This is a genomic window from Actinomadura sp. NPDC048955 (assembly GCF_040649435.1).
GTDB classification, from domain to species: Bacteria; Actinomycetota; Actinomycetes; order Streptosporangiales; family Streptosporangiaceae; genus Spirillospora; species Spirillospora luteofluorescens.
Genome location: NZ_JBEZJI010000012.1, coordinates 182,856 through 190,684, shown reverse-complemented (window position 1 = coordinate 190,684; position 7,829 = coordinate 182,856). Strand labels below are relative to the sequence as shown.

The window sequence follows — 7,829 nt, the reverse complement described above, 5'->3', positions numbered from 1 at the left end:
CCTGGCTTGAGCACTACAACACCCAACGCCCCCACTCAGCTCTGGGCGGCAAGCCCCCCATCACCCGACTGTCACCAAGATCATGACCAAGTACAGCTAGCGCAGCGCAAGGCACCGGGTTGGGCGGTTGTGCTTGAACGGCGAAGCGGGGCGTCCCGGGTTTGGGGCGCCCCGCTGTCGTGGGTCGTGGGTCAGGCGCGGACCACGATGGTGTTGCAGATCTTGTCGGCGAAGGTCTGCTTGCGCTCGTCCCACAGCGGCCAGAGGAAGCCGAGGTAGCACAGGAAGCTGTCGGCGACGTGCGCGATCTTGCGCACGAAGGCCATGCCGAAGCCGATGGGCTGGCCGGTCTGCGCGCCGACGAGCCGGATGCCCATCTGCCGCTTGCCGATGGACTGGCCGGTGGTGCCCTCCTGGTAGCAGATCCACAGGCCGCCCGCGATGGAGATGGCCGCGCCGATCAGCATGAGCAGGACGCCGAACAGCGCCGCGCCCGAGCTGCCCGAGCTGGAGAGGATGATCATCAGGATGTACAGCACGAACACCGGACCACCGAAGATCAGGTAGTCGATGACGTAGCCGCCGGCGCGCGAGCCCCACTCGGCGAGCTGGCCGGTCGAGCCGTAGTGGTGGTGGTGCACCTCGTAGCCGGGCTGGGAGGGCCCCGAGGGCGCTCCGTAGCCGGGCTGGGCGGGGGGCTGCTGGCCGTAACCGGGCTGCGCCGGGGGCTGGCCGTAGCCCGGCTGCGCCGGGGGCTGGCCGTAACCGGGCTGCGCCGGAGGCTGGCCGTAGCCGGGCTGCCCGCCGGGCTGGCCGTAACCGGGCTGGGCCGGGGGCTGCTGGCCGTAACCGGGCTGTTGCTGCCCGTAGCCCGGCTGCTGACCGTACGGGTCGTAGGGGTTGCCCACACTTGCTCCTTATTGATTGACCCTGTGGTTATGTGACGCCCGCCGGACCCGGTGGGCTCCGCAAGTCTGACCGAGGACCGACCGCGGCTCAAACCCGCAGAACACCGAACCGGACGAGCTGCCACAGCTCCGACCCGACGAGGGCGGTGCCGAGCATCCAGGCACGGGTCTTCGGCTGGAGTGCCCACCACCGTCCACCCAGTCCCAGCGGTGCGGCGGCGACGGCGACGGCGCCGGCGAGCGCGACCGGGTTCGCGAGGACGGCCTGGCCGGGGCGGCCCGAGCCGAACTCGATGAACACGGTCGTGCCCCCGCACAGGGGACATGGGATTCCGGTGAGCGCCCGCAGGGGACAGAGCACGCCGGGGTCGTTCACGCGATGGATCCATGACGCGCCGATGGCCGCGACGGCCATCGCCGCGACACGCAGCACCACACCCTGGGGTCCGTGCTGCGCCGCGGTGAGGGTCCGGCTGACGATCCCCCCGAGCGCACCTCGCGGTGCACCGGCGGACGCCGTCCCGGGCGCTCCCCCCAACGAATCCTCCGCCTCGATGACATACAGGTGAGTGACCCGTATATCGGGTGCACCCTGAGGCGGGTCAAGTCCGGGCAACGATCCGCTACGAGACCGTTACTCGGTGCCCGGCGACACCACCTCTTGGGCAAGAGTAGGACAAATCACCTGCTACATGGGCACTCTTTCGCGTTACGAGCATGAATGAATCGTCCGGTCCGGGCCGTGCGGCGAACGGGACGTGCGCGCGGAACGGGCGATGCCGGGGATGCGCCGGAGATGGAGAAGATCGCCTCGGCGCCTCGGGGCACGGCGTGTCGCACGGGCGGGCCGGCGGCATCGTGCCCGGCCCGGGGCGTCGAGGCCCGAGGAAACGGCCGGCCCGGTGAGCCTCGGGCCGGGTGTGGCGTCCGGCCCGGGGTGGTGGGCCGGGCGGGGCGTCAGGCCTGGGCGGCCGCGCCGACGACGACGGGCTCGTCGGAGCCGGCGAGGTGCTCGGCCTCGACGACGTCGGCGATGACGGCGGTGATGTTGTCGGGGCCGCCGTTGTCGCGGGCCATCTCGATCAGCCGGTCGACGGCGCGCTGCGGCTCGGCCTCCGCGGACAGCACCTCGTAGATCTTCTGCGCGTCGACCGGGCCGCTCAGGCCGTCCGAGCACAGCAGGTACCGGTCGCCGAGGCGGGCCTCGCGCAGCCGCAGGTCGGGCTCGCGGTCCTCGCGCCCGTCCAGCACGCGGTACAGCACGTGCGAGAGCCGGGACGTCTCGGCGGGATCGGCCTGCTGGCCGGCCTGCTCGGCCTCCGCCTTGAGCAGCTCGTCCATGGTGTGGTCCTGCGTCATCTGGAAGAGCTCGCCGTCGCGCAGCAGGTAGCCGCGCGAGTCACCGACGTGCGCCAGCGCGACGGACTCGCCGGACCAGAGCATGGCGGTGAGCGTGGTGCCCATCCGGCTCAGGTCGGGGCGTTCCTCCCGGACGATGCGCAACTTCTCGTTGGCCTCGGCCACGGCGCGGCCCAGCATGTCGACAAGATCGTCTTTATGGGCATCGGTGTCCAGCGAGCGCAGTGAGCCGATCACGGTCGAGCTCGCGACCTCGCCGCCCGCATACCCGCCCATGCCGTCCGCGACCGCGATCAACCGCGCACCGGCGTACCCGGAGTCCTCGTTGTTCTCCCGGTTGCACCCGATGTCGCTGCCTGCTGCGTACCTGATTGCTACGTTCATACCAATTTCGATGACGATCCTGTCAGAGGAGTTGTATCAGCCGCGGGCAGTGGTCTTCCCGGTTTCCCCGGCGGCACTCGTGTTTCCCACACCGTGCCGGACCGCGTACAGGGCCGCCTGCGTCCGATCCTGGACTCCCAGTTTCATGAGCAGATTACTGACGTGCGTCTTGACCGTCTTCTCGGACACCACGAGGGCGCGGGCGATCTCCCGGTTCGACCTGCCCCGCGCTATGTGCACGAGCACCTCCCGTTCCCGTTCGGTCAGCGCGGCGAGGCCGCGGTCGTCCCTTCCCGCGTCACCCGCCGTCCCGTTCCGCAGCATCGCCTCGGCCGCGTCGGGCGCGAACAGGACGTGCCCGTCGTTGACCGCCCGGATCGCCTGGACGAGCGCCTGCGGGTCGACGTCCTTGTACAGGTATCCGGCCGCCCCGGCCTGGACCGCCGGCAGCACGTGCCCGCGTTCCGTCACGCTGGTCAGGACGAGGACCCGTGCCGTCACCCCGCGAGCCCGCAGCTCCGCCAGCGCGGTCAGGCCGTCGGCGCCCGGCATCTTGAGGTCCATGAGCACGATATCGGGCTCCAGGGATTCGGCCAGCGTCACGGCCGACGTGCCGTCCTCGGCCTCGCCGACGACCTCGATGTCGTCCTGGATGCCGAGGAAGGTCCGCAGGCCCTGCCGGACGACGGGATGGTCGTCGGCGATCAGCACCCGGATCGGCCCCCGCGCGGCGTTCACAGCGGCACCACCAGCCGGACGGTCGTGCCCTCGCCGGGCGCGGCGTCGATCGCGAGCTCGCCGCCGATCGAGTACGCCCGCTCGCGCATGGAGGTCAGGCCCAGGCCGCCTTGGGGATCCGTATCGGACGCGTCGAAACCGGCGCCGTCGTCGGAGACCTCTAGCACGGCCCGTTCGTCCTCAGTGCGGAGCCGCACCTGCACGGTGCTCGCCTTGGCGTGGCGCAGCGCGTTGTAGAGCGCCTCCTGGGTGATGCGGAAGGCGACGGCCTCATGCTCCTCCGGCAGGACGATCGCTTCGTCGGCGCAGAGGCGGACGGTGGACTCGTGCGCGCGGTCGAGCACATCGACGTGCTTGCGCAGCGACGCCACGAGACCGTCCGCCAGATCGGCGGGACGCAGCTCGAAGATGACGGCGCGCAGCTCGGCGAGGGCCTCGGCCGCGAGCCGCTCCACCTGCTGGAGTTCCTGGACGGTCCGGACCGGGTCGCGCTCGGCCAGCGCGGACGCGGTGCGGGCCGTCAGCCGCAGCGAGAACAGCTTCTGCGCGACGGCGTCGTGCAGCTCGCGGGCGAGGCGGTTGCGTTCGGCGACGACCGTCAGTTCGCGGTTGTGCTCGTACAGGCGGGCGTTCGCCATCGCGATCGCGGCGTGCGCGGCGAACAGGGTGAGCAGGTCTTCGTCGTCCTGGGTGAAGCCGCCAGGCTGGCGCTTGTTGGCCAGGAAGACGATGCCGAGGACGTCCTCGCCGTCACGGATCGGCACACCGAGGAAGTCCTTCAAAACGGGGTGCGCGACCGGCCAGCCCTCGAACTCGGGCTCCTTGCGGATGTCGCCGAGCCGCTTCGGCGCGTCGCCCTTGAGCATCGCGGCGAGCATCCCGTGCTGGCGGGGCAGCGGGCCGATCCGCTCCCACTCCTCCTCCGAGACGCCCTCGACGACGAACTCGGCGAACGAGCCCTCGTCGTCGGGCACCCCGAGGGCCGCGTACCGGGCGTCCAGCAGCTGGGCGGCCGCCCGGACGATCACCTGGAGCACCTCGTGCACGGACAGGTGGCGGGTCACCGCGAGCACGGCGGAGCTGACGGCGTGCAGGGTCGCGCCCTGGTCGCCGTGGCGGCCCTCGTCCGTCACCATCCCGGCCTCTCGTTCTCCCCCCGGCGGGCGCCGTTCGGCGCGCGCATGTGAAGACCGTACTCTCTAGGCGGGTCTTCTCGAATCAGCCGGCGGGAGTACGTGCCGCGCCGCCCCTCCCGCGAGCGCGGGACGCCGGTCCTAGGACCATCTGACGACCGCCTGGGGGACCCGTCGGCCGATGCCGCCGGACGCCCGGGTTCCTAGCGTCGAGGGCATGAAGACGGCACTGATCACCGGAGCCTCCCGGGGCCTCGGCCGGGCGCTCGCCCGCACCCTCGCCGACAACGGCTGGAACCTCGTCATCGACGCCCGTGACGCCGTCGCCCTGTCCGCCGCCGCGGCCGATACCGGCGCCACGGCGATCCCCGGGGACGTCGCCGATCCCGCGCACCGGGCCGCCCTCGCCCGCGCGGTCGAAAGCGGGCTCGACCTGCTCGTCAACAACGCGAGCACGCTCGGCCCGACGCCGATGCCCCGGCTCGCCTCGCTTCCCGAGGGCGCCCTGGCCGACACGTTCGCGACGAACGTCCTCGCGCCGCTGGCGCTGATCCAGGCCGTCCTGCCAGGGCTGCGGGAGCGGCGCGGCGCGATCCTCAACATCACGTCGGACGCGGCCGTGGAGGGCTACGAGACGTGGGGCGGCTACGGGGCGTCGAAGGCCGCGCTGGAGCAGCTGTCGAACGTCCTCGCGGCCGAGGAGCCCGACGTGGCCGTGTGGTGGGCGGATCCGGGCGAGATGAACACCGCCATGCTCCGCGCGGCGGGCGAGGACGCGGACGCGGCCCCGCCGCCCGAGGAGGCCGCCGCCGCGCTGTACCGGCTCGTCTCCGGCCGCCTTCCGAGCGGGCGCTACCGCGCGGCGGACCTGGCGGACGCGCGATGACCACCGTCCTTGATCATGAGCGGGTGACAACAAAACAGGGCATTTTGGGCGCGGGGTTCCGGGGCGCGACGCTCGGGATCGTCCTGGTCGTGACGCTGCTGGCGTTCGAGAGCATGGCCGTCGGCACCGTCATGCCGGTCGTCGCGGGCGACCTGGACGGCCTGTCCCTGTACGCGTGGGGCTTCAGCGCGACCCTGATCACGAGCCTGCTGGCCACGGTGCTCGCCGGCGGCTGGGTCGACCGGTCGGGACCGACCCGCCCGTTCCTGATCGGGCTCGCCGTCTTCGTCGCGGGGCTGCTGGTCGCGGGCGCGGCGCCGTCCATGTGGGTGTTCGTCGCCGGGCGCGCCGTGCAGGGCCTCGGCACGGGCGTCCCGCTCGTCGCCCTGTACGTCGTGATCGCCCGCGTCTACCCCGAGAACCTGCGGTCCCGGGTGTTCGCCGCGCTGTCGGCCGCCTGGGTGCTGCCGTCGCTGATCGGCCCGGCGGCCGGCGGCGCCCTGGCCGAGCACGCCGGCTGGCGGTGGGTGTTCCTCGGGCTCGTCCCGCTGGTGATCCCGCCCGCGCTGCTCCTGCTCCCCGTGCTGCGCGGCATCGCGCCGTCGGACGGCGCCCCCGCCGCGGGCCGCTCGCGGCTGCCGGCCGCCTTCTGCGTCGCCGCGGGCACCGGCATCCTCCTCTACGGCCTCGACGGGACGGGCTGGACGATGCTCCCCGCGGTCCTCGCCGGCCTCGCGGGCCTGGCCTTCGGGCTGCCCCGCCTGGTGCCCGCCGGGACGCTCCGGCTCCGCCGCGGGCTGCCGAGCGTCATCCTCGTCCGGGGCCTGCTGTCGGGAGCCTTCTTCGGCACCGACGTCTTCATCCCGCTGGCGCTGACGCGGCTGCACGACTTCAGCGCCACCCAGGCGGGGATCGTCCTGACCGTCGGCGCGCTCGGCTGGTCGGCGGCGTCCCAGATCCAGGGCCGCTCCGAGCGCCCCCGCGAGTTCTACGCCCTGCTCGGCGCCGTCCTCGTCACCGCCGGGATCGTCCTCGCCACCGTCGCCCTGCAGTTCTCCGGCTGGCTCGCCGCCCCCGCGTGGATCGTCGGCGGCGCCGGGATGGGCTTCTCGATCGGCAGCCTCTCCGTCCTGCTGCTCGACCTGTCGGCCGAGGACGAGCAGGGCGTCAACTCCTCCGCGCTGCAGATCAGCGACACCCTCGGCTCGTCCCTCGTGGTCGGGGTCGCGGGCGCGCTGGTCACCGGCTTCGGCGCCGCCCGGCTGGACGCCGGGCTCGCCGTCGCCGGGGCGCTGTTCGCCGCGATCGCCGCGTTCGGCGCGATCGCCGCTCTCCGCCTGGAGGTCCGGACATGACCGTCGACTTCACCCTCCCCGCCGCCCTGGAGGCGCACGAGCCGCCCGAGGCGCGCGGCCGGACCCGCGACGGCGTCCGGCTGCTGGTCTCCCGGCGCGCCACCGGCGCCCTCACCCACCACGAGTTCCGCGACCTGCCCGGCCTGCTCGACCCCGGCGACCTGCTCGTCGTCAACACCTCGGCCACGCTGCCCGCCGCCGTCCGGCTCGACCGGATCAGCGTCCACTTCTCCACCCCGGTCCAGGGCGCCGGCGACCGGCTGTGGCTCGTCGAGCTGCGCCGCCTCACCGGCAAGGCCAGCCGCCCGTACACGGGAGGCTCCCCCGGCGAGTGGATCCCGATGCCCGGCGGCGCCACCCTCACCCTCGTCGGGCGGCACCGCCACCCCGCCCGCGGGGAGTCCGGCCGGCTCTGGCAGGCCCGGCTGAGCACCGACGTCGTCCCCTACCTGCGGCGCCACGGCGTCCCGATCAGGTACGGGCACGTCCGCCGCGACTGGCCCGCCTCCGCCTACCAGACCGCCTTCGCCCACGACCGCTCATCCGGCGGCGCGGAGATGCCGAGCGCCGCCCGCCCCTTCACGCCCGAACTGGTGACGCGGCTGGTGTCGCGCGGCGTCCTGATCGCCCCGATCACCCTCCACACGGGCGTCGCGTCCCCCGAGGCCCACGAACCGCCCTATGCCGAGCCCTACACCGTCCCCGAGGCGACCGCGGCCCTCGTCGGGCACGTCCGGGCGCGGGGCCGCCGGGTGATCGCCGTCGGCACCACGGCCGTGCGCGCCCTGGAGACGGCCGTGGACGCCGCGGGACGCGTCCAGGCGTCCTCCGGCTGGACCGAGCACATCGTGACCCCCGAGGGCGGCGTCCGAACCGTGGACGGCCTCCTCACGGGTCTGCACGAGCCCAGGTCGTCCCATCTGATGATGCTGACCGCCATCGCCGGCCGCGACCTGCTCACCGCCACCTACGAGGCCGCCCTCGCACAGTGCTACCTCTGGCACGAATTCGGCGATCTGAACCTGATCCTGCCCGGATAGCGTCTCGCATGCCGGACCTGACGGGC

9 protein-coding genes are annotated in these 7,829 nt (G+C 73.0%); 4 read left to right on the top strand and 5 right to left on the bottom strand.

Features of this window, described 5'->3' with window-relative positions; all coding sequences use genetic code 11:
* A partial coding sequence (locus AB0C84_RS15290; RefSeq protein ID WP_361065897.1) for an integrase core domain-containing protein occupies positions 1-86 on the top strand: 86 nt, incomplete at its 5' end.
* A gap of 105 nt (positions 87-191) precedes the next feature.
* Here the strand turns inward: AB0C84_RS15290 and AB0C84_RS15285 are convergent.
* The 5 genes from AB0C84_RS15285 to AB0C84_RS15265 form a co-directional block, all read right to left on the bottom strand.
* Positions 192-908 (bottom strand): RDD family protein, encoded by a 717-nt coding sequence (locus AB0C84_RS15285; protein WP_339155800.1) that lies wholly within the window; start codon positions 906-908, stop codon positions 192-194.
* An 88-nt stretch (positions 909-996) separates the two neighbouring features.
* Complete coding sequence (locus AB0C84_RS15280; RefSeq protein WP_258941915.1) at positions 997-1,344, bottom strand: DUF2752 domain-containing protein; 348 nt, start codon at positions 1,342-1,344, stop codon at positions 997-999.
* 521 nt (positions 1,345-1,865) lie between these two features.
* Positions 1,866-2,651: a protein phosphatase 2C domain-containing protein gene (locus tag AB0C84_RS15275; protein WP_179845422.1), complete on the bottom strand. Its 786-nt coding sequence runs from the start codon at positions 2,649-2,651 to the stop codon at positions 1,866-1,868.
* Positions 2,652-2,687: 36 nt separating this feature from the next.
* Positions 2,688-3,389, bottom strand: coding sequence for a response regulator transcription factor (locus tag AB0C84_RS15270; RefSeq protein ID WP_361065879.1), 702 nt, complete (start codon positions 3,387-3,389; stop codon positions 2,688-2,690).
* Positions 3,386-4,525, bottom strand: coding sequence for a GAF domain-containing sensor histidine kinase (locus AB0C84_RS15265; protein WP_361065876.1), 1,140 nt, complete (start codon positions 4,523-4,525; stop codon positions 3,386-3,388). Before AB0C84_RS15265 ends, AB0C84_RS15270 begins: the two co-directional genes overlap by 4 nt.
* A 214-nt stretch (positions 4,526-4,739) precedes the next feature.
* Here AB0C84_RS15265 and AB0C84_RS15260 point away from each other — a divergent pair, with 214 nt between their 5' ends.
* From AB0C84_RS15260 to AB0C84_RS15250, 3 genes are read left to right on the top strand one after another with little or no spacing between them, the layout of a single operon-like run.
* Positions 4,740-5,408, top strand: coding sequence for an SDR family oxidoreductase (locus AB0C84_RS15260; RefSeq protein WP_361065873.1), 669 nt, complete (start codon positions 4,740-4,742; stop codon positions 5,406-5,408).
* Positions 5,409-5,431: 23 nt separating this feature from the next.
* On the top strand, positions 5,432-6,763 hold the full coding sequence (locus AB0C84_RS15255) for an MFS transporter (protein WP_361065870.1): 1,332 nt from the start codon (positions 5,432-5,434) through the stop codon (positions 6,761-6,763).
* Positions 6,760-7,803 (top strand): S-adenosylmethionine:tRNA ribosyltransferase-isomerase, encoded by a 1,044-nt coding sequence (locus tag AB0C84_RS15250; RefSeq protein WP_361065867.1) that lies wholly within the window; start codon positions 6,760-6,762, stop codon positions 7,801-7,803. The genes AB0C84_RS15255 and AB0C84_RS15250 overlap by 4 nt, the downstream gene beginning before the upstream one ends.
* Positions 7,804-7,829 lie beyond the last annotated feature (26 nt).

What these genes read in the sequence shown, in the direction of transcription:
- AB0C84_RS15275 (WP_179845422.1), bottom strand. Translation starts at nt 2,651, where the DNA reads ATGAACGTAGCAATCAGGTACGCAGCAGGCAGCGACATCGGGTGCAAC.
- AB0C84_RS15265 (WP_361065876.1), bottom strand. Translation starts at nt 4,525, where the DNA reads ATGGTGACGGACGAGGGCCGCCACGGCGACCAGGGCGCGACCCTGCAC.
- AB0C84_RS15260 (WP_361065873.1), top strand. Translation starts at nt 4,740, where the DNA reads ATGAAGACGGCACTGATCACCGGAGCCTCCCGGGGCCTCGGCCGGGCG.
- AB0C84_RS15250 (WP_361065867.1), top strand. Translation starts at nt 6,760, where the DNA reads ATGACCGTCGACTTCACCCTCCCCGCCGCCCTGGAGGCGCACGAGCCG.